Below are 17,991 nucleotides of genomic sequence, written 5' to 3'. Positions count from 1 at the left end.
TTCAGTAGATCCTGAGGCTCAGTCTCAGCACTATATCGGTCGAAAGGCGCTGAAAGCCAAACTCGCGCAAGGTGCACTGCCACGAGGTGCCGAGGCGCTGGATCGAGAACAGGTTGTAGCGGGCCGGATCGTGCCCGCCAGTATCGCCTTGCGCGGCGCCCGCCGCCGCGACGCCGACCACCGGCACATCGCCGCGCGGGCCGGGGATGGCATAGATCGAGGATTGATGGGTGTGCCCGTGCAGCACCAACTCGGCGCCGTGCTCGGCGATGACGCGGCGAAAGGACTTGGCGCCGTAGAGCCCGAGGCGCGGATGCGCCTGCTCCTGGTTCGGCGGATGGTGGATCAGGACGACGCGGAAATAGCCGCCGTCACCGAGGAGCTTCAGGCAGCGAGCAAGGCGCGCCGCCTGGTCCTCCTCGAAGCGGCCGGCGGCGATCCAGGGGGCGGTGGGCACGGCGCTGTTGCACGAAACGACCGCAACGTCGCCGACGCGGCGAACGAACGGGAAGGCGTTATCGTCGATGGTTTCGCCCATGACGTAGCCGTCCCAGCGATCCATCGCCTTCTGCAACGCGCCCTTGAGATAGGCATCGTGGTTGCCGGGCGAGATGCAGACCTGCTCGGGCGGGCCGAGGGTCTCGAGCCAGTTATAGGCGGTGTTGATCTCGGCATCGAGCGCCAGGTTCACCAGGTCGCCGGTGACGACGGTGAAATCCGGGTTCTGCTCGCGCATGTGGCGCACCAGCTTGGTCAGCCCGTCGCCGGCCATGGTGTGCTCGCGCTTGATCTTCCAGTTGAGGAAGCCGGTGATCCGCTTGTTCATCAGGTCGCGCGCCCGGACGGGCGGCAGCGGGGCCAGGTGAACGTCGGACAGATGGGCGAGCGTGATCATTGCCCGGCGTAATGCCATGCGGCGCGTGGCAAGAAAATGCCCTAAATGGCTCCGGCGCCAATTGAACGTCAGCGAGAGCATCCCCATGAGCCGAACCACCAGCAGAACCATGAGCCGCTGGCAGCGCGTCAGAACCTCGGCGCACCTGTTCATCGTCGGGGTGCGCCGGCGCATGGTGCTGGGCACCAGGGCGGTGTTGCTCGATGGCAACCGGGTGCTGCTGCTGAGGCACACCTACATGCCGGGCTGGCATTTTCCGGGCGGTGGGGTCGAGCCGGGCGAAACCGCTGAGGATGCGGCGCGACGCGAAGCCGAAGAAGAAACCGGCCTTCGCGTCGAGGGCCCGATGCGGCTGCTGGGGCTCTATCTGCAAAAGCACGAGGCGACCAACCGCGACCACGTGGCGGTCTATGTCGGGCGCAGCTTCAGCGAGGTGAAGCCGTTCCGGCCGAACAGCGAGATCGCCGAGATCGGCTGGTTCGAAATGGACGCGCTGCCCGAAGGGATGAACCCCGGCACAGCTCGCCGCATCGCCGAGATCGCGGCGGGGACGGAGGAACTGCCGGGGCTGTGGTAGGGGGCGGCGGGGTTGTGCTCAACCTAAATAGCCGGGGCAGGGGCACCCAAAGTTGCCCACCCACCGTGTGGAGAGATCGGGGCTAGAACATCATGAACCCGCCGCCTCGGGCAGCGGCGCGGCCTGGCCCGGGGATTTCGCGTAGCCCAGCGCCTCGACGATCCGGCCGTCGCGCACCCGCATGACGTTGACGCCGCGGACCGAGCCGCCGTTGCCGAAGTTGAAGCGCCAGCGGATGGTGGCGTTGTCGCCCATGACGACGGTGTCCTCGACATCGAACCAGGCCACCGGGTCGGTGGCGATGGCCTGCCAGAAGGCGAGGCAGGCGTCGTAGCCCTCGTAACGCGTGCCGTTGGGCGCCGGCTGGATCGACTCCATGACGCAATCGGGGGCGATGAGGTCTTCGAGGAGTTTCGGCTGGTGCTCGAGGAACGCCTGATTGAAGCGGCGCATGATTTCGGCGGTTTCGGTCGACGGCATTTCGCTCTCCGTACAGACAGGTCTGTCTATGTGTTGAACCATACAGACCTGTCTGGTAGTGTCAAGCCATGGCGAAGAGCGATTCCTCCACTGACCCCGCGTCCGCGCCGCTGCCGGCGCGGCGGCGGCTGCTCGATACGGCGACGCGGCTGTTTTATGCGCTGGGCATCCATGCGGTGGGCATCGACCGCATCATCGCGGAAGCCGGTGTGGCCAAGGCGACGTTCTACAGCCACTTTCCGTCCAAGGACGACCTGGTGGTCGCCTATCTCGAGGAGCAGGACCGGATCGGCCGCGCCGCCGTTGCCGCGCTGCCGAAGCTACCACCGCGCCGGATGCTCTCGGCAATCCTCGGGCGCATCAGCACTGCCGGCATGGCCGGGGATTTTCGCGGCTGCCCATTCCTCAATGCGGCAGCCGAATACACCGACCCGGTCAGCCCGGTGCGCCGGGCGATCGATGCCCGCCGCGCCTGGTATCACGGCGTGCTGCGCGACCTGCTGGCGGCGGATGGTGATCCGGCGCCGGAGGTGACGGCTTCGCTGCTGGTGGCGCTGTCGGATGGGTTGCTGGAAATCGCCTATCTCGATGATCCCAGGAGCGTGCCGGCGCTGATCGAGGCAGGGTTGGCGAGGCTGTTGGTGGCACGCTGAGGCAATGGGGCCACCCCATGGTGGAGCAATAGCCACCACTCGCTCCACCCACTCGGTGTCATCCCAGCGAATGCTGGGACCCATCTAACCGCTTGCACTGTGGCGAGTTGGGTCCCAGCTTTCGCTGGGATGACAGCCGGTGGGGGTGGAGGCAGGCAGTCCGCCAGCGAGCAGCCGCTAATCAAACACCGACCAGCAGATGGCGTTGCGTTGCTGCTGGTCGTCGAGCACCAACGCGCGGATTGCGTCGGGCAGCTGCGCGCGCTGCCACGCGCACTCCTCGCGCCGGGCCTGCTCCCGCTCGGCCTCCGGTGCTGCGGCCTCAGCGGCGCGGATGGCATAGGCGGCCGCACCCAGATCATGCGCCGCCACATGCGCCACGGCGACGGCCTGGCCGGCTGACAGGGCAGCGAACTTGGGCGCGCCGGTGAGCTCGCGGGCGGCGGCGTTGGCGACGAAAGCCATATCGTGCGCCTGTTTCACCGGGATCTCGCCGTGAATCCAGGCGTGGGTCAGCTCGATCGCCCGGCGGGGCCGGTCGTCGCCGGGGCAGGCGGCTTCGAAGTGGTGCAGCACATGGGTGGCGCAGTCCGCCGCCCAGCGGGCGAGCAAGTGGTGACCGGCATCAGTCAGCGTGCCGCCGCGCCGGATGGTGACGAGCCGCGGATCGCGTTCTTTGCTGAGGATCATCCGTCTGCCTTTGTCTCGCGCTGATGGAGCCAAGCGGCGCTGCCTGGCGTTAGCCCGGCATCATGGATAACCGGGAAAGGAGTTTGAAGATGACACCCCCAACTCGTCAACGGCTTCGCCTCAAGGGAGGCACCGAGCTGTCGTTCCTCACCGCCGGCGAGCCGTCAAAGCCAGCCGTGGTGCTGGTACACGGCTTTCCCAACGCGGCGCGGATGTTCGAAACAGTGATGACCGAGCTCTCGGGTGAGGCCTACCTGATTGCGCCGGACCTGCCGGGCTATGGCGAATCCGAGCCGCTGGCGTCACCATCGCTCAGCGGCTTTGGCGATGCGATCGCCGAACTGCTCGAGCGGCTCGATGTCGGGCCGCGCTATCTCTATGTGCATGATTTCGGCGCGGCGGCGACGCTGCACATGGCGATGCAGGCGCCCGACCTGGTACGTGGGCTGATCATCCAGAATGCCAATGTGCACCGCACCGGGTTCGGCCCGCTCTGGGAGAACTCGCTGGAGTTCTGGGCCCATCCGACGCCGAAAAATACCGCCGAAGTGATGTCGGTGCTCAGCCTCAAGGGGATGCGCGACCAGTATGTGATGGGCGTGCCGCCGGAGGTGGCGGCGCAGATTCCGGCAGCCGAATGGGAAGAGGACTGGCGGGTGATGAACCTGCCCGGGCGGATGGACACCCAGCGAGTGCTGCTGCGAGATTACGGCCGCTATGCCGAGCGCTTCGACGAGATCGCCGAGTACCTCAAGAGCTACCAGCCGCCGGCGCTGATGCTGTGGGGGCGGCACGACGCGTTCTTCGATATCGCCGAAACGCTGTCCTGGATGCAGGACCTGCCGCGGATGGAGGCCCACATTTTAGATGGCGGGCACCTGCTGCTGGAAACCCACTCGGAGGTCGCGACGCCGCTGATCGGCGCGTTCATCCGGCGCACCGAGCAGCAGCTCGGCAGCAGCAAGCAGCAGCTCGGCAGCAGCAAGCAGAACGTACACTCAGCGCTCGGGCAGTCCGAGCTCCACCAGCACGGACATCACCCGGGCTGACGCTTCGAGGAAAGCCGGGCTGACATTGCGCGCCGGCGGCTCGACATTGGCGGCGGTCGAGCCGGGCCGCAACAGCATGCCGGCCGCGAACGCCGCCCTGGCGTCGGCGGTGCGGCCGAGGCGCTGATAGGCGGTGGCGAGCATCAGGTGCGTTCGGCCGGAGGCGGGCGTGACGGCGATCGAACGTTCAAGCCAGAGTGCCGCTTCGGCGTCCCGACCGAGCAGCACATTGACCCAGCCGATACCCAGCAGCCAGGTCCAGCGCGACACTGTCGGCGTGTCGTAACGATAAGCTTGTTCAAAGCTCATGAGCGCATCCTCGAAGCGTCCGAGAAACACCTGCGCGAGGCCTGTCTGGTAGAGCGCCGAGCCATTCCAGGGGTCGAAGCTGGTGGCGCGGGCGCAGGCAATCAGGCTTTCGACGAACTCGTTGGTGGCCGCGAGGAACCGGCACTGCGCTTCAAGCACGGCGATGGAGCGTGGGCGCAGCGCTATGGCGCGCCTGAGCATCGCCTCACCGTTCGCCCGCGCCGCGGCGGCTTCGGCTTCGTCGTACCAGACCATCTGGATGCCCCGGGTCTGCAGCCCCGCAAGCGCCACCTGCAGGTCGACATTGTCGGGCGCCGTGGCGAGGGCGGTCTTCAGCATCAGCTGCGCCACGGCGAAGCGCTCGCGCGAGGTCTGGTTGATCGAGGCCGAAGCCTGCTCGATGGCAACTCGGACGCCTGGCGGCGGCTCGGCTGCGCCGGCAGTGCCGCCCTCGAGCACCTCGTTGAGCCAGCGGGCCAGCCGGTCGCCAGCGCCGGCGGCCAGCCGAATCTCCTGCAGCTCGGGCTCGAGCGCAGTATCGACGCTCGCGGTGGCGACGGACTCGACCACACCGGTCGCCGTGCGAACGGCACGGAGCTTCAGCGTCCAGGCGCTGGCGGTCCTGAGCAGTTCGCCGCGCACCTCGAACTGGGCGGGGGTGCCGGCGCCAGGCGCCAGCACCTGCAGGTTGTCGATGCGGGCGAGGCCATCGACCAACTCGTCGGTCACCCCGGCAGCAAGCGAGCCGCCATCGCCGGCTGAGGTGGCATCGACGATCGGCACGACGGCGATCGTTGGGGGCGAGGTCGCTGCGAGGTTCACCGCGGCGAAGGCGGCGATCCCTGCGATAGCGACGAGGCCCGCGACCAGGGCGAGGCGGCCGCGCGACGGCCAACCGCCCCGCGGAGCTGTCGGTTCCGGTGGCGGGCGCGCCGCGTCGTCCTCCACCGCGGGCACGAACAGGTAGCCGCGGCCGGAGACCAGCTTGATGATCTGGCGCTGCTCGTCGCCAAGCGCGGCGCGGATCTCGCGGATGCACTGGAACAGCCCGTCCTCGCCGACATGGATGTTCGGCCAGACAGCTTCCATCAGTTCCTGCTTGCTCAATACGCGGCCGGCGTTGGCGACGAACAGGCGGAGCATCTCGAAGGTCTTGGGACGCAGCCGGACCAGCGCGCCATCGGGACCGCGCAGCTCGGCACGCTCCTCGTCCAGCTCAAATCCGGCAAACCGGGTCGTCGCCATGCCCCAAACTCCCGGCGCACTCGATGCCTTGCCGGTCCTGCTATTGCAAGCGCCCCGAGCAAAAGACGCGAATTTCAGAAAAATTTCAGAATGCCGCGCCTGCGCTTTCAGGACTCGGTTCGGAGGCAGTGAGAAGAGGAGGCGCGGCTCTATTTTCGGGCTGGCGCAGGGGGCAGTCATGTTCAACCAATGGTCGGCGAACACAGGGGCGGTGCGTGCGTTGCGGCGCGTGTGCAGCCTGTCAGCGCTGCTTTTGGCGGCGACGGCGCTCAGCGCGTCGCCGGCGAGGGCCGTGGACCCTAGCGCCGCGCAGTGGGTCAATCCCGACTCGGGCGACTGGCTGGACCCAGGTAACTGGGATCTCGGCAGTGTTCCGACTTCGGTTCATAGCTCGTATATCCACCGTGGTGGCGCGGCCCAGGTTACGGGTGGCGCCGACGCTTTGAGCGGCCAAGTGATCATAGGTACGGGCCTCGGTAGCGGCGTCGTCGAGGTGAGCGGCTCCGGGTCCACCCTCACAACCGTGGACAATATCTATCTGGCTGTCTTTGGTTCCGGCACGCTTGCCATCAGCGATGGCGGCGAGGTGAGCATCGGCGGCACCGCCTATGTCGGTCAAGGGTACGACAGCACCACGGGCGGTATCGGCCTCGTCATGGTGACCGGCCCGGGGTCGGTCCTGAGTGCCAACCACCTCAAGGTAGGCTTCAACGGCAAGGGCACGGTCGAGGTCAGCAACGGGGGCACGCTAAGCGCGGCAAGCTCCGAGGTGGGTTCCCTGGCTGAGGGGGACGGCAAAATCGTGATCGATGGCCTCGGCTCGAGGCTGCAAACCGAGTTCCTCCGGGTCGCCGTTGACGGCGACGGCGCCGTCGAGATCAGGGGCGGCGGTACCCTCAGCAGCACGTGGGCCTCGGTCGCCAGCGGCGCAGGAACGATCGGCCAGGTGGTGGTCGACGGCCCCGGTTCGAGCTGGACCAATACCGGCAGCCTCGACCTCGGCGGCATGGGACAGGCGGACCTCACCATCAGCAATGGCGGGCGGTTCAGTGCGGACAACATCAATATCGGTGCGGCGGGCAAGCTCAACATCGGCGCGGCCGCGACCAGCGCGCCCGTCGCCGCCGGGACGCTCAAGGCCGGCAGCATCTCGCTGACCGACGGGGAAGCGAGACTCATCTTCAACCACAGCAGCGCGAACTATGAACTGGACACCGACATCTCCGGCATCGGAGTCATCGAGCAGCTGGGCCCCGGCAAGACGGTGCTGACCGGCAACAGCCGTGACTTCACCGGCGAAATCAGCGTCGTCGGCGGCGAACTGATGGTCGATGGCTGGCTCGGCGGCGACATGACCTCGAAGGGCCGGTTGAGCGGCGAAGGCGTCGTCCGCAATGTCAGCGTGGTCGGGGGCGGGGTGATCGCGCCGGGCAAAGATCGGATCGGCACGCTGGCGGTGGAGGGCAACCTCTATATGGCCCCGGGCTCGACCTATGAGGTGGAGATCGACTCCGGTTCCAGCGACCTGATCCAGGTGATGGGGATCGCCTATGTCGAGGGGGCGGACATCGCCATCAAGCGTGGCGTGGGGCCGCTGGCACTGGGGGGAGGCGGTTACACCATCCTCAGCGCTGACGGCGGCTTCTATGACGGCTTCGGCGACATCATCTCAGACTATGCCTTCGTTACGCCGTCGATCGCCGTCACCCGTGTAGGCAGCTCCGACCTGGTTGGGCTCAAGTTCACCCGCAACGATCTGGCTTTCACCGAGGTCGCGAAAACGGCGAACCAGTCGCAGGCCGCGGCGGCAGTCCAGGCGCTTGATATCAACAATGCCACCTACAGGACCGTTCTCAGCCTCAACCAAGCCGAAGCGCAGACGATGTTCGATGTGCTCTCGGGTGAGGGGCATGCGACGCTGAAGGGCGTACTGATGGACAATGCCGGGCTGGTGTCGGACGCGCTGGTGCAGCGGCTGGATGCAGCGCGGACGCTCGATGGTTCCGGCGCCGTCAGCGGCTATGCCGCGCTACCGGCACTGCCGGAGGCGGGCGGCGGCAACGCGATGTGGGGCGAGTTCTATGGTGGCTTCGGCAAACTCGGCAGCGACGGCAACGCGGCCGAGGCCGAACAGGCCAGCGGCGGGCTGCTGCTGGGGGCCGATGCGACCGTCGCCGACTGGCAGGTGGGGCTGGCGGCGCAGCTGGGACAGACCAACGTCTCGATCGCTGATCGCGCTACCGAGGCGACGACCGCCGACATCGGCGCGGGGTTCTATGCCGGGACGAACTGGGGCGACACCGGGTTCTCGCTCGCCGGGACGGCGACGCAGCACGCCATCTCGACCAGCCGCGAAGTGGGGCTGGGGCTCAACGAAACACTGACTGCCGACTACGGGGCTACGACCGGCCAGGTGGTCGCCGAGCTCGAGCATGAGTTCGATCTCGGCGCCGCGAGCCTGACGCCGTTTGCGCGGCTGGGCCATGTCGTCCAGGCGACCGAGGCCTTCGAAGAGACCGGCAATGGCGGCGGCGCAGCCCTGTCGGGTGAAGCCGATGTGGTCAACCAATCCTTCGCCACGCTGGGTCTGCGTGGCGCGTATCAATTCGTGGTGGGCCAGGGTGGTCTTGCGACATTCAGCGGTGGCATCGGCTGGCGTCGTGGTTTTGGTGAGGCGCCCACCGCGCATCTTGGGTTCAACGGCGGCTCGCCATTCGTTATCGCAGCCACCCCCGCCGCCGCGGCCTCGTTACTGCTCGAGGCGGGGTTCGACCTCGACCTGGCCGAGGGGCTGGATGTTTCCGCGAGCTATACCGGCGATCTCACGGTCGACGGCCAGTCGCATGCTCTGAGGGCCGGACTGGGCGGGCAGTTCTGAGGCTAGGTTCTGCCGATGCCCTCGACGACGAGGCGGATGATGCGGCGGATATCCGCCTCGCTGAACCTGCCGGTGGCGAGCGCGGTGAGCATGGCCTGCCCGTAAATGCCGAGCAGGACGAGCGCCATGAAGTCTGGATCCTCGTCTCGGCGGATGACGCCCTGCTGCTGGCCAAGGACCAGGATGTCGCGGATGAGGCGCTGGAACGAGGGACGATCGGGCGGTGGCGCCACCGAGGGGCGCTCGGCGGGGCTCAGCGCCAGGCGGGCGAGCGAAGGGTTGGCAAGGCACCAGCCGGCGCTGTCGAGGAACACTGCGGCCAGCAGTGGCAGGACGTCCTCGTTGGCGGCGATGCGGGCCCGATAGCCGGCGTCGCCGGCTTCGACCCGGGCGATCAGCTGCAGGGCGATCTCATCCTTGGAGCTGAACAGGTTGTAGAGCGTCTTGCGGGTCAGCCCGGCCCGCGTCGCGATCTCTTCCATCGAGGTGTTGGCAAAGCCCAGCGCACGAAACGCCTGGTCGGCAGCCTCGAGGATCAGGGCACGGGAGCGGTCGGTTCGCTTCGGGGTTGTCATAAGTACACAGTAGTGTAATTTTATACGGGTGTGAAGATGCGGGATTATGAGATGTGGGAAGCGTTCGGCCCGGAGATCTGGATTGTCGATGGGCCGGTGGTCACTGCCGCGGCCGGCTTTCACTATCCCACCCGCATGACGGTGATCCGGCTGGCGGGTGGCGACCTGGTAATCTGGTCGCCGGTCGCGTTGACGGCGCAACTGCGCGGCGAAGTGGAGGTGCTGGGCAATATCCGTTACCTCGTGGCGCCCAACTCGCTGCATGACAGCTTCATTGCCGACTGGCATCGCGCCTTTCCGGTCGCCCAGGTGCTGGCGGCCGGGTGTCCGCGAGAAGCGAGCCGACCTCAGGTTCGGGGCGGATCTCGGCAACACGCCGGTACCCGGCTGGACCGGCGAGATCGAGGTCGTCCTGGTGCGCGGTAACCGGATCACCACCGAGGCGGTAGCCTTCCACCGGCCGAGCGGCACGGTGATCTTCACCGACCTCCTGCAACAGTTCCCGCCCGGCTGGTTCAAGGGCTGGCGCGCCCTGGTGGCGCGGCTTGACCTGATGCTGGCGGACGAGCCCTCGGTGCCGCGGAAATTTCGTGTCGCCTTTTCCGACAAGCGCGCCGCGCGGGCAGCGCTCCGCCGAATCCTCGCCTGGCGCGCCAGCAACGTGCTGATGGCGCATGGCACGCCGGTCAGACGGGACGGCCACGCCTTCCTCAGGCGGGCTTTTGCGTGGCTGGTGAAGTGGTGAGGGAAGGGCCCCGAACTGACCCTCGAATGGTCGTTTCGGCGTCAAACCAGCGACACAAACCCGTCCCTACATGGCTTGACGTTTGTCGCGCTTTCGAACCGGAAAAGTCTGCAACTTTTCCTGAAAGCGCTCCGGTGAACCGGTAGCGCCTGCAAGGCGTTGTGACGCGGGCGGGCAGAATCTGCGGAGGCGGTCTTGAAATTTGACTGCAGGTCCATAATTTTGCGTGGACGCGTTGGCCGACACGATGCTAATGCGCTTTTCAGACGTCAGGAGGCGTCCAGGATGGAGAAGGCTTTTCAGGTGACCCGACGACCGTAATCGGTCGGCAGCCGGCTTAAGTGGGCCGGTACGTTTGTCCTCGTCTTGTTTGTTCCTGGACCAGTCACATGATCGCGCCTTCCGTCTCCGTCGCTGCTGAAGCAGCGCCTCCGCAACTCGGCCTGCCCACCATTCGCTTTGCTACTCCTGCCGACGACCAGTTCGTCGAGGACCTGCAGGCGCTTGCCTTCGGCCCGGGCCGCTTTGCCCGGACGGCGTTCCGGGTGCGCGAGCGCTTCCCGATCGACACGACGCTCAGCCTCATCGCCGAAGTGAACGGGCAGTCCTGCGGTTCGGTGTGGATGACCCCGATCAGCGTCGGCGGCATTGACGGCTACATGCTTGGCCCACTGGCGACGCACCCGGATTTCCGCAAACGCGGCGCCGGCAAGTTGCTCGCGAGGGAAGTCACCCGCATCGCGCTGGAGCGCGGCAAGGGCAGCTTCGTGCTGCTGGTCGGCGACCGCGACTATTATTGCCCGCTCGGCTGGGTGCCGACGCAGCTGGGCGCCATCGAGTTTCCCGGGCCGGTCGATCCGAGCCGGGTGCTGGTCTACTCCAACGACCCGACGATGGCCGTGCGGCTTGCGGGCCCGATCAAGGCGTTCGGCGCCGGCAAACGCTCGTAGCAAGGGGAACGGCTGGCCCTTCGGGGTCGGCCGCGCTTGAACGAGGCCGTCAGCAACGGTTCATTTCAATCGAGCTAGGTCGCCGTATCGCAACGGCGCAACGCCGGACAACCGGCCCGCCTTCCTCATTTGAAAGAACTGCAATGATCCGTGCATCTCTTGTTCTCGCTGCCCTGCTGCTCGCGTTCTCGGCGAGTGTTCCGGCTCATGCCGGCATTGCCGACAATGGCACCACCATCAACGGTATCGACCCGAATGGCATCGACCCGAATGGCATCGACCCGAACGGCATCGACCCGAATGGCATCGACCCGAATGGCATCGACCCGAATGGCATCGACCCGAATGGCATCGATCCCAATGGCATCGACCCCAACGGCGCCAACACCACGGGTGCGTTGGTCAAGCCGATGAAGCTGATCGCGGTCGAACTGGCCAACTGATCGACGACGCCGGGGACGAATGATCGTCCCCGGCGAATACCATCGCTCCCCCGAACGCGAAGCCCCCCTTTCATGTCCCTGACATCGCTCTGTGCGCTGCTCTGCACCCTGCTGTCCATTGGACCTGCCACCGCACAGACGCCGCCCGCGCCGACCGTTACCGCGATCGAGGCCGCGGCGGGCAGTTTTCGGGCGACCCTGTCGGATGGAACGACGCGGCAGGGGACGGAACTGATCGGCATGGTGCTGACCTATTCGGATGGCGACACCACCATCCGGGTCAAACTGAAGGGCGTACGCCCCGACCCGCGGGACGCCAGCGGCAGGCTGCAGCTCAACGACCTGCGCTATGCCGATACCGACAAGCCCTATTGCCTGCCATCTGCCGACGGGCTGCGCGAGGGCTACGCCATCGCCGGACGTGCCGCCGACGATGGCACCATCCACCCGGCCGAGCCGGGCGAGTTCGTGCTCGCCTGCACCTCGGGCGCACAGGGCAAGTGCCTGCGCTTCGGCTATCGGCCATGGGAGGTCGGGCCGGACGGTGTCTCTAACGCGGATCGCTACAACGCCTGCATCCACATGATTCGCGCGGACTATTGCGGCGACGGTACGGCGACCACCAAGGACGGCACGCTCATCGACATGTTCGACGATGCCGGCATCCAGCAGGCGGAGCGGAAGCCCGGCTTCAGCTTCGAGGCGGCGTGGACGCCGGAAGGCGCGGCCTGTGTGGCGCATGTGCGGATTCGTGAGAACATCTCGCTCGCGGATCTGGCTCGGACCTGTCCGCGCCTCGCCGGCAAGCTCGGCCCCGAAGCCTGCAGCGAGGGCGCTGTTTCGGCAGACGTCTACAACCTGTCGAAGTAGGCCGCGGGCGGGCGGCCGCCGCCACGGTTGTTGATTTGTCGCATGACCTTAGCGGAAAAGTCTGCCAGTTACCGGGGGAGACGTTCTGGAGTGCCGGCCCTGATTGACGACGCGCTGATCACGAGAATCGCCGGCCGGCTGCTGCGCGAACCGGAAGCGTTCGACGCGGCGGCCGGCATGCTGCCCGATTGGGTGCCGGACACGCCGCCCGGCCGCCCGCCGGTGCCGGCGGCGGTGCTGATCGCGCTGGTCAGGCGCCCCGAGGGGTTGTCGATCCTTTATACCGAGCGCTCGCCCGAGCTCCGCTCGCATTCGGGGCAGATCGCTTTCCCGGGTGGCAAGGTGGATCCGACCGACAAGGACGCGGCCGATGCGGCGCTGCGCGAGGCCTGGGAAGAGGTGCAGCTCGACCGCGGCGAGGCCAAGGTGCTGGGCTTCATGCCGCTCTACTATACCGGCACCAATTACCTGATCACTCCGGTGGTGGCAGTGGTGGAGCCGAGCCGGCCCTTCATCCCCAATCCGGGCGAAGTCCGCTCGGTGTTCGAGGTGCCGCTCGATTACCTGATGACGCCGGGCAGCTACACGACCTTCCACATCAAGCGCGGTGGCCGCGAGCACTCGACCTGGCAAATCGAGCATAGCGGGCTTGTCATCTGGGGCATAACAGCGAACCTTACGCGACGCTTCCACGATCTGGCCTTAAGCCCTGAAAGGGATTGGAGCCCAGAGCAGGACCTGAGCCCGGAGGGCGGTTGAACAAGCTGGGGGACATCGACGAACGCCTCAAGCGCGCCGACTGGCTGATGCGGCCGGAAACGCAGCGCATGATGGCATTGCTCGATGGCGCCGAGGGCCGGACCCGGGTGGTGGGCGGCATCGTGCGCGATACGCTGCTGGAGCTGCCGCGCGCCAATTCCGACATCGACATGGCCACCGAGCTCAGGCCCGAGGAGGTGATCCTCAGGGCCGAGCGGGCGCGGCTTTCAGCCTATCCGACCGGCATCGAGCACGGCACGGTGACGCTGCGGCTCGATCGGCTCACTGCCGAAGTGACGACGCTGCGCGAGGATGTCGAGACCGACGGACGGCACGCCGTGGTGCGCTTCGGCACCGATTGGCGGCAGGATGCGCTCAGGCGCGATTTCACCCTCAATGCCCTTTATGCCGGCATGGACGGTACGCTGTTCGATCCGTTGCACGGGGTGGAGGATTGCCTTGCCCGCAAGGTGCGGTTCATCGGCAAGCCGGCCGAGCGGATCGCCGAGGACCGGCTGCGGGTCTATCGCTTCTTCCGCTTTTCGGCGAGCCATGCCGGCGAGCAGTTCGACCCGGATGGGCTCGCCGCCTGTGCCGCGGCGGCGGGGACGCTGGGGCGGCTGGCGGCAGAGCGGGTCGGCGCCGAGATGCGCCGCATGCTGGCGCTGCCGCGCATCGCCAATACGCTGAAGGCGATGCGGGAAGCGCAAATCCTGCCGTTGCCCGAGGCAATGATCAGGCTGCTCTACGGCTATGAGCGGCGGGCGCGGAAGCCGGAATACACGGCGCGACTGGCGATCCTGATGTCGGAAATCGGCGCGGAGCGGTTGCAGGCGATGTGGCGGCTGTCGAACGACGATATCGGCACCGCCGAGGCGATCCTTTCGGCGGCGCGGCTGATCGCCGAGTTCAAGCTGAACGAGGCGGCCTACCGGCATCCCGGCGCACTGGCAGACGGCATCGACGTCGCGGCGACGCTGTCGAACTGGGGCGAGGCAGGCAAGCTTGCCGTTCTCGAGCAGCTGCAGCGACTCGACGTGCCGCACTTCCCGATCCGCGGCAGCGACCTCCTCAACCTCGGCATGTCACCTGGGCGGGAGCTCGGCGAAGCGCTCGAGCGGCTCGAACGGGCCTGGATCGAGAGCGGTTTTGTGCTCGATCGCGCGGCGCTGCTGGGGATGGTGAGGCGGGGGTAGGGCTTCCGTTCTCCAGGGCCGGTGTGCTTGGCGCTCCTCACCCTGGCCCTCTCCCCAAACGGGCGAGGGGACGCGAGGTGAACCGGCGGTGCCACACCGCCCCCTCGCCCCTTTGGGGAGAGGGTTGGGGTGAGGGGTAGCCAAGCGCGCAGCCCTCAGGAACTACCCGCCCTAGTGTACCGCCTCGCCCTTTTCGTGCACGCGGGCCTTGATCTCGTCGACCATGTTGGGGCGGATCAGCTCTTCGCCATGCGCGCTGCGCAGGTGCTCGGCGGCGCGGCGGACGATTTCCGCGGTGTCCTCGGCCTGGGTGTGCCAGGTGCAGCCGGGAACCAGGGTGCCACATTCGAACGATTTCATGATCATGCTCCATCGTTGGTGGCAGGACATAAGGCGCCAGGAATGCGGCAGCGGCAGGGCCACGGTTTACATGGCGATCCGCGGTCAATTGCATTCAAAGATTCACGAAACATCTACGAATGTACGGCGTGATGATCGCGACCAGCCAAGATTATCGCCGACGATGGGCAAAGTGCCGCAAATAGCAGAGCCAGCAGCAACGTCAGAGCCGAAGGGCTTGGGCACGGTGGTGTTCGTGTGCGATCCGCATTGGGAGGGGCACGGCAAGGCCATGGCGGGACAGCTCGGCGCGCCGGTGCGTCTGCTTTCGGAGCTGACCCACCGCGACCTCGCCGATGCCGAGCAGGTGGTGGTCGATGCGGACCTGCGCGACATGGATTCGGTGGGCAGGCTCAAGCATGCGCTCGACCGGGTGCCGGCGATCAAAGCGCGGACGTTCCTGATCGATGAGGGCGGCAGCGAGCGCTTGCTGCGGGTGCAGGCCAATGCCCTGGGGGCGACGCGCCACATGGTGCGGAAGTTTGCCCTGGCGGAGCTCCGCCGCGAGTATTCGGTGACCGGCCGGGCGCGCCGCTCCGCGGCGGCGGAGGCAGCGCTCAGGGCCGACACGGGTGGCGTGTCGATCGCCGACGCCGAACGCTCGCTCGAGGTGCTGTTCGAGGGCATACTCAGCGACGCGCCGATGTCCATGGAAGCCGTGTCACAGGCCGCGGCAGGCGTCCTGGCCAGCGTCAAGGCGGTTGGCGCCGATGCCTGGCTCGCCTCGGTGCGCCGGCACCATGAGGGGACGTTCCAGCATTGCCTGTTGGTCACCGGCGTCGCCGCGGGGTTCGCCAAGGGAGCGAAGCTCGGCGGTGGGCAGGCGGCGGCGCTGATGAATGCTGCGCTGCTGCACGATGTCGGCAAGGCGGTGATCCCGCGCCACATCCTCGATAAGCCCGGCAAGCTCACCCCGGAAGAGTTCGAGGCGGTGAAACTGCATCCCGGCGCCGGGTTCGACTATCTGAGCAAGCACGGCACGGTGTCGCCGCTGGTGCTCGACGCGGTGCGGCACCATCACGAAGCGCTCGACGGCAGTGGTTATCCGGACCAATTGCGCGGCGCTGAGATCGGGCCGCTGACGCGTATTCTCACCGTCTGCGATATCTTTGCGGCGCTGATCGAGACCCGGCCCTACAAAGAGACGCGGACGCCGCACGAGGCGATCAGCATGCTGGTCGACATGAGCATCAGCAGCAAGGTCGACTATGCGGCGGTGCGGACGCTCGGCGATAGTTTTGGGATCTCGCTGCCGGCGCAGTTCGGCGACGTGGTGCGCGGCTTCGCCGTCACCCGGCCGCGCGGCTGATCACTCATCATCGAACACGCCGAGCGCGCTGAGGCCGCGGATGGCGGTGCCATCCTCGGTGCGGATCACTTCGCGCGGCACGATGCCGCTCTCCTCGGCAATGGCGTCGGCGAGCGGCTGCGAATGGGTGACGACCCAGATCTGCGCGCGCTCGGCGGCCTTGACGATGGTGCGGGCCAGCGCCGGCAAGAGGCTCGGATGGAGGCTCGCTTCGGGCTCGTTGAGGGCGATGAAGGGCGGCAGCCGGTAAGAGAGCAGGGCGCCCATCAGGGCGAGGAACTGCAGCGTGCCGTCCGAGAGTTCGTGCGCCCAGAAGGTGCGCTTGGGCGTTTCGGGGAAGATCATGCCGAAGCGCGCGAACTCTTCGGGCGGTGGCACGACCAGTTCGGCGCCGGGGAAAGCGGCACCGATCGTCGCATCGAGGTCAATGGTTTCGCCCCTGACATGGCGGAGGGTCGCCAGCACCGATGCGAGGTTTCCGCCGCTGGACGCCAGCATCGGTGAAGTGATGGCGCGCGACGGCCGCCGCAGCGCCGAGTCGGGATCGGTGCGGAAGCCGTGGAAGAAGCGCCAGTTGCTCAGCTCCTGTCGCACCACGGCGATCTCCGGGTAGCCGCCGCGCACGGTCGAAAGCGCCGTCTCGCTGGCCAGCGCCCGCTCGTCGATCAGCTCGCGCTGACCGCCGGCGGCGCGGGCGAATACCGCGTTGTTCTTCCGTTCGAGCAGGGCGACGGGGCGCTTGCCCTGCCGCAGCTCGACGGTTTCCTCCTTGATCTGCGCTTCGGTTGGAAAGGCGGCGGAATCGGGGGTGGGGAAACCCAGCTCGATCCGGTAGGTGGGCAGAAACTCGTCGAGCTCCAGCCGAGCTTCCAGCGTCAGGCGGTTACGACCCTCGTGGGCGCGATACCCGTCGGTGCGGTACATCGGATCGAAGCTGCCATCGGCGGAGAGGTTCCTGCCGCCGGCCCAGAAGATCGAGCCGAGGCCACCTTCGCGGGCGATTTCGTCGGCCAGGGTGCCCCTCGCGGCGGCGTGCAGCAGCTCGAGCGAGCGGTAGAGGTTGGTCTTACCGACGCCGTTGCCGCCGGTGAGGACGGTGAGCTGGCGCAACGGCAGGCGCAGCTTGCGGACCGAGCGAAAACCCTTGATCTCGACATCGGTCAGCGTCATCGGCCCGGCTTCGCTCCTCTCGCGTGGCAGAGGTGTAGCGCGGCCAGCGAAGGGATAGAAGCGGTGCGCGGGTCAGGGCCCGCGCACCGCTTGTGGCCTCATGAAACGTAGAGCTGCACCGCGCCATTGCCGGCGGGAGCGATGTCGACGACCTGGTTGACTGCGATGTGGTTGCGGGCCAGGAGCTGCATCGCCGCTGGATCGGCCTTCAACGCCTCACGCAGCAGGTGGATCGACTGGTCGCTGGCGTTGAGCGCGTCGAACGCCTTCGTGGCATCGCCACCATCATTCCAGGCGGTATCGAACTTCACCACCGATACGGACCTGGCGTGCAGCAGGTCGGCAATGTTCTGGCGGTTGAACACCTGGACCTGCGGATCGAAGCTATCGACCGACATGCCGCTATTGGGCTTGGCGAGGGAGATTGCCGGGGCGGAAGCGAAGGCCGGGGCGGCGGCGATCAGGATTGCCGCGGCGGCAGCCGTGGCTCCCAAGCCCTTGAGAATATTGCCCTTGAGAACGTTGTTCATTTTTGAACTCCACAAGCAGCGAAGCTGAAGCGCGGTTCCGTTGCGCTGGCTGGAACCGTTCGAGGGTGCGATTTTGCACCGGCCCCTAGCATCTAGGAGCAGCCCGGGACCGCCGGTAGTTTCCGGCGGCTTAAGCTTCGGCAAGGTTGGTAAGGGTGGGGTCATGCGCAAATCTCTCCATGATCCTCCCCCGCGTGGCGGGGGAGGGGACGAGGCCAGAGGCCTCACCCCGGGGGGACCAGCGAAGCTGGTGGAGGGGGGAGCCCAAG

At 66.9% G+C, this 17,991-nt stretch carries 20 protein-coding genes; 12 read left to right on the top strand and 8 right to left on the bottom strand.

Going from position 1 to position 17,991, the window contains the following annotated elements:
* Nucleotide 1 precedes the first annotated feature (1 nt).
* Complete coding sequence (locus ACSQ23_RS24225; RefSeq protein ID WP_436092176.1) at nucleotides 2–895, bottom strand: metallophosphoesterase family protein; 894 nt, start codon at nucleotides 893–895, stop codon at nucleotides 2–4.
* Between the two features lie 85 nt (nucleotides 896–980).
* Here ACSQ23_RS24225 and ACSQ23_RS24220 point away from each other — a divergent pair, with 85 nt between their 5' ends.
* The gene (locus ACSQ23_RS24220) at nucleotides 981–1,472 is read left to right on the top strand and encodes an NUDIX domain-containing protein (RefSeq protein WP_436092175.1); all 492 of its coding nucleotides are present in this window, start codon (nucleotides 981–983) and stop codon (nucleotides 1,470–1,472) included.
* 90 nt (nucleotides 1,473–1,562) lie between these two features.
* On the opposite strand, the gene ACSQ23_RS24215 is transcribed toward ACSQ23_RS24220, so the two are convergent.
* Nucleotides 1,563–1,952 carry a nuclear transport factor 2 family protein gene (locus tag ACSQ23_RS24215; protein WP_436092174.1) on the bottom strand — a complete coding sequence of 130 codons (390 nt, stop codon included), beginning with the start codon at nucleotides 1,950–1,952 and terminating at the stop codon, nucleotides 1,563–1,565.
* A gap of 68 nt (nucleotides 1,953–2,020) precedes the next feature.
* Between ACSQ23_RS24215 and ACSQ23_RS24210 the strand changes: the two genes are divergently transcribed.
* Nucleotides 2,021–2,605: a TetR/AcrR family transcriptional regulator gene (locus ACSQ23_RS24210; RefSeq protein ID WP_055880822.1), complete on the top strand. Its 585-nt coding sequence runs from the start codon at nucleotides 2,021–2,023 to the stop codon at nucleotides 2,603–2,605.
* A 177-nt stretch (nucleotides 2,606–2,782) separates the two neighbouring features.
* Here the strand turns inward: ACSQ23_RS24210 and ACSQ23_RS24205 are convergent, their stop codons facing one another.
* Complete coding sequence (locus tag ACSQ23_RS24205) at nucleotides 2,783–3,295, bottom strand: putative immunity protein (RefSeq protein ID WP_436092173.1); 513 nt, start codon at nucleotides 3,293–3,295, stop codon at nucleotides 2,783–2,785.
* Between the two features lie 89 nt (nucleotides 3,296–3,384).
* Between ACSQ23_RS24205 and ACSQ23_RS24200 the strand changes: the two genes are divergently transcribed.
* Nucleotides 3,385–4,344 (top strand): alpha/beta fold hydrolase, encoded by a 960-nt coding sequence (locus ACSQ23_RS24200; protein ID WP_436092172.1) that lies wholly within the window; start codon nucleotides 3,385–3,387, stop codon nucleotides 4,342–4,344.
* On the opposite strand, the gene ACSQ23_RS24195 is transcribed toward ACSQ23_RS24200, so the two are convergent.
* Complete coding sequence (locus ACSQ23_RS24195; RefSeq protein ID WP_436092171.1) at nucleotides 4,294–5,898, bottom strand: winged helix-turn-helix domain-containing protein; 1,605 nt, start codon at nucleotides 5,896–5,898, stop codon at nucleotides 4,294–4,296. The genes ACSQ23_RS24200 and ACSQ23_RS24195 overlap by 51 nt on opposite strands.
* A 454-nt stretch (nucleotides 5,899–6,352) precedes the next feature.
* On the opposite strand from ACSQ23_RS24195, the gene ACSQ23_RS24190 reads away from it, so the two are divergent.
* On the top strand, nucleotides 6,353–8,776 hold the full coding sequence (locus tag ACSQ23_RS24190; protein ID WP_436092170.1) for an autotransporter outer membrane beta-barrel domain-containing protein: 2,424 nt from the start codon (nucleotides 6,353–6,355) through the stop codon (nucleotides 8,774–8,776).
* A gap of 2 nt (nucleotides 8,777–8,778) precedes the next feature.
* Here ACSQ23_RS24190 and ACSQ23_RS24185 read toward each other — a convergent pair whose 3' ends face one another.
* Nucleotides 8,779–9,351: a TetR/AcrR family transcriptional regulator gene (locus ACSQ23_RS24185; protein ID WP_436092169.1), complete on the bottom strand. Its 573-nt coding sequence runs from the start codon at nucleotides 9,349–9,351 to the stop codon at nucleotides 8,779–8,781.
* Between the two features lie 36 nt (nucleotides 9,352–9,387).
* On the opposite strand from ACSQ23_RS24185, the gene ACSQ23_RS24180 reads away from it, so the two are divergent.
* The 7 genes from ACSQ23_RS24180 to ACSQ23_RS24150 all read left to right on the top strand — a co-directional run bounded on the left by ACSQ23_RS24180 (nucleotide 9,388) and on the right by ACSQ23_RS24150 (nucleotide 14,314).
* The gene (locus ACSQ23_RS24180) at nucleotides 9,388–9,777 is read left to right on the top strand and encodes a DUF4336 domain-containing protein (RefSeq protein ID WP_436092168.1); all 390 of its coding nucleotides are present in this window, start codon (nucleotides 9,388–9,390) and stop codon (nucleotides 9,775–9,777) included.
* Nucleotides 9,767–10,096 (top strand): hypothetical protein, encoded by a 330-nt coding sequence (locus ACSQ23_RS24175; RefSeq protein ID WP_436092167.1) that lies wholly within the window; start codon nucleotides 9,767–9,769, stop codon nucleotides 10,094–10,096. The genes ACSQ23_RS24180 and ACSQ23_RS24175 overlap by 11 nt, the downstream gene beginning before the upstream one ends.
* 389 nt (nucleotides 10,097–10,485) lie before the next feature.
* Nucleotides 10,486–11,046 carry a GNAT family N-acetyltransferase gene (locus ACSQ23_RS24170; protein ID WP_436092166.1) on the top strand — a complete coding sequence of 187 codons (561 nt, stop codon included), beginning with the start codon at nucleotides 10,486–10,488 and terminating at the stop codon, nucleotides 11,044–11,046.
* A gap of 143 nt (nucleotides 11,047–11,189) precedes the next feature.
* Nucleotides 11,190–11,489 carry a hypothetical protein gene (locus ACSQ23_RS24165; protein ID WP_436092165.1) on the top strand — a complete coding sequence of 100 codons (300 nt, stop codon included), beginning with the start codon at nucleotides 11,190–11,192 and terminating at the stop codon, nucleotides 11,487–11,489.
* A gap of 72 nt (nucleotides 11,490–11,561) precedes the next feature.
* The gene (locus ACSQ23_RS24160; protein WP_436092164.1) at nucleotides 11,562–12,359 is read left to right on the top strand and encodes an ADYC domain-containing protein; all 798 of its coding nucleotides are present in this window, start codon (nucleotides 11,562–11,564) and stop codon (nucleotides 12,357–12,359) included.
* A gap of 90 nt (nucleotides 12,360–12,449) precedes the next feature.
* Nucleotides 12,450–13,118 carry a CoA pyrophosphatase gene (locus ACSQ23_RS24155; RefSeq protein ID WP_055880800.1) on the top strand — a complete coding sequence of 223 codons (669 nt, stop codon included), beginning with the start codon at nucleotides 12,450–12,452 and terminating at the stop codon, nucleotides 13,116–13,118.
* Nucleotides 13,115–14,314 carry a CCA tRNA nucleotidyltransferase gene (locus ACSQ23_RS24150; RefSeq protein WP_055880797.1) on the top strand — a complete coding sequence of 400 codons (1,200 nt, stop codon included), beginning with the start codon at nucleotides 13,115–13,117 and terminating at the stop codon, nucleotides 14,312–14,314. Before ACSQ23_RS24155 ends, ACSQ23_RS24150 begins: the two co-directional genes overlap by 4 nt.
* Nucleotides 14,315–14,485: 171 nt before the next feature.
* On the opposite strand, the gene ACSQ23_RS24145 is transcribed toward ACSQ23_RS24150, so the two are convergent.
* Entirely contained in the window at nucleotides 14,486–14,674 is a 189-nt protein-coding gene (locus ACSQ23_RS24145) for a DUF1059 domain-containing protein (protein WP_055880795.1), read from the bottom strand.
* Between the two features lie 235 nt (nucleotides 14,675–14,909).
* On the opposite strand from ACSQ23_RS24145, the gene ACSQ23_RS24140 reads away from it, so the two are divergent.
* Nucleotides 14,910–16,022, top strand: a complete 1,113-nt coding sequence (locus ACSQ23_RS24140) for an HD-GYP domain-containing protein (protein WP_436092163.1) — start codon at nucleotides 14,910–14,912, stop codon at nucleotides 16,020–16,022.
* On the opposite strand, the gene ACSQ23_RS24135 is transcribed toward ACSQ23_RS24140, so the two are convergent.
* Both ACSQ23_RS24135 and ACSQ23_RS24130 read right to left on the bottom strand, forming a co-directional pair.
* Nucleotides 16,023–17,192 (bottom strand): AAA family ATPase, encoded by a 1,170-nt coding sequence (locus tag ACSQ23_RS24135; protein ID WP_055880789.1) that lies wholly within the window; start codon nucleotides 17,190–17,192, stop codon nucleotides 16,023–16,025.
* A gap of 98 nt (nucleotides 17,193–17,290) precedes the next feature.
* Nucleotides 17,291–17,722, bottom strand: coding sequence for a hypothetical protein (locus ACSQ23_RS24130; protein WP_436092162.1), 432 nt, complete (start codon nucleotides 17,720–17,722; stop codon nucleotides 17,291–17,293).
* Nucleotides 17,723–17,991 lie beyond the last annotated feature (269 nt).

The organism is Devosia sp. LjRoot16 (assembly GCF_964252795.1).
In the GTDB taxonomy this organism is placed as follows: domain Bacteria; phylum Pseudomonadota; class Alphaproteobacteria; order Rhizobiales; family Devosiaceae; genus Devosia_A.
The sequence above is the reverse complement of the archived record's forward strand: the minus strand, read 5'-3'. Positions and strand labels throughout refer to the sequence as shown.

Excerpts from the sequence above, each read along its gene's own strand:
- ACSQ23_RS24165 (WP_436092165.1), top strand. The coding sequence starts at position 11,190 with ATGATCCGTGCATCTCTTGTTCTCGCTGCCCTGCTGCTCGCGTTCTCG.
- ACSQ23_RS24180 (WP_436092168.1), top strand. The coding sequence starts at position 9,388 with ATGCGGGATTATGAGATGTGGGAAGCGTTCGGCCCGGAGATCTGGATT.
- ACSQ23_RS24135 (WP_055880789.1), bottom strand. The coding sequence starts at position 17,192 with ATGACGCTGACCGATGTCGAGATCAAGGGTTTTCGCTCGGTCCGCAAG.
- ACSQ23_RS24170 (WP_436092166.1), top strand. The coding sequence starts at position 10,486 with ATGATCGCGCCTTCCGTCTCCGTCGCTGCTGAAGCAGCGCCTCCGCAA.
- ACSQ23_RS24225 (WP_436092176.1), bottom strand. The coding sequence starts at position 895 with ATGATCACGCTCGCCCATCTGTCCGACGTTCACCTGGCCCCGCTGCCG.
- ACSQ23_RS24200 (WP_436092172.1), top strand. The coding sequence starts at position 3,385 with ATGACACCCCCAACTCGTCAACGGCTTCGCCTCAAGGGAGGCACCGAG.
- ACSQ23_RS24205 (WP_436092173.1), bottom strand. The coding sequence starts at position 3,295 with ATGATCCTCAGCAAAGAACGCGATCCGCGGCTCGTCACCATCCGGCGC.
- ACSQ23_RS24220 (WP_436092175.1), top strand. The coding sequence starts at position 981 with ATGAGCCGAACCACCAGCAGAACCATGAGCCGCTGGCAGCGCGTCAGA.
- ACSQ23_RS24145 (WP_055880795.1), bottom strand. The coding sequence starts at position 14,674 with ATGAAATCGTTCGAATGTGGCACCCTGGTTCCCGGCTGCACCTGGCAC.
- ACSQ23_RS24210 (WP_055880822.1), top strand. The coding sequence starts at position 2,021 with ATGGCGAAGAGCGATTCCTCCACTGACCCCGCGTCCGCGCCGCTGCCG.
- ACSQ23_RS24160 (WP_436092164.1), top strand. The coding sequence starts at position 11,562 with ATGTCCCTGACATCGCTCTGTGCGCTGCTCTGCACCCTGCTGTCCATT.
- ACSQ23_RS24130 (WP_436092162.1), bottom strand. The coding sequence starts at position 17,722 with ATGAACAACGTTCTCAAGGGCAATATTCTCAAGGGCTTGGGAGCCACG.
- ACSQ23_RS24215 (WP_436092174.1), bottom strand. The coding sequence starts at position 1,952 with ATGCCGTCGACCGAAACCGCCGAAATCATGCGCCGCTTCAATCAGGCG.
- ACSQ23_RS24195 (WP_436092171.1), bottom strand. The coding sequence starts at position 5,898 with ATGGCGACGACCCGGTTTGCCGGATTTGAGCTGGACGAGGAGCGTGCC.
- ACSQ23_RS24185 (WP_436092169.1), bottom strand. The coding sequence starts at position 9,351 with ATGACAACCCCGAAGCGAACCGACCGCTCCCGTGCCCTGATCCTCGAG.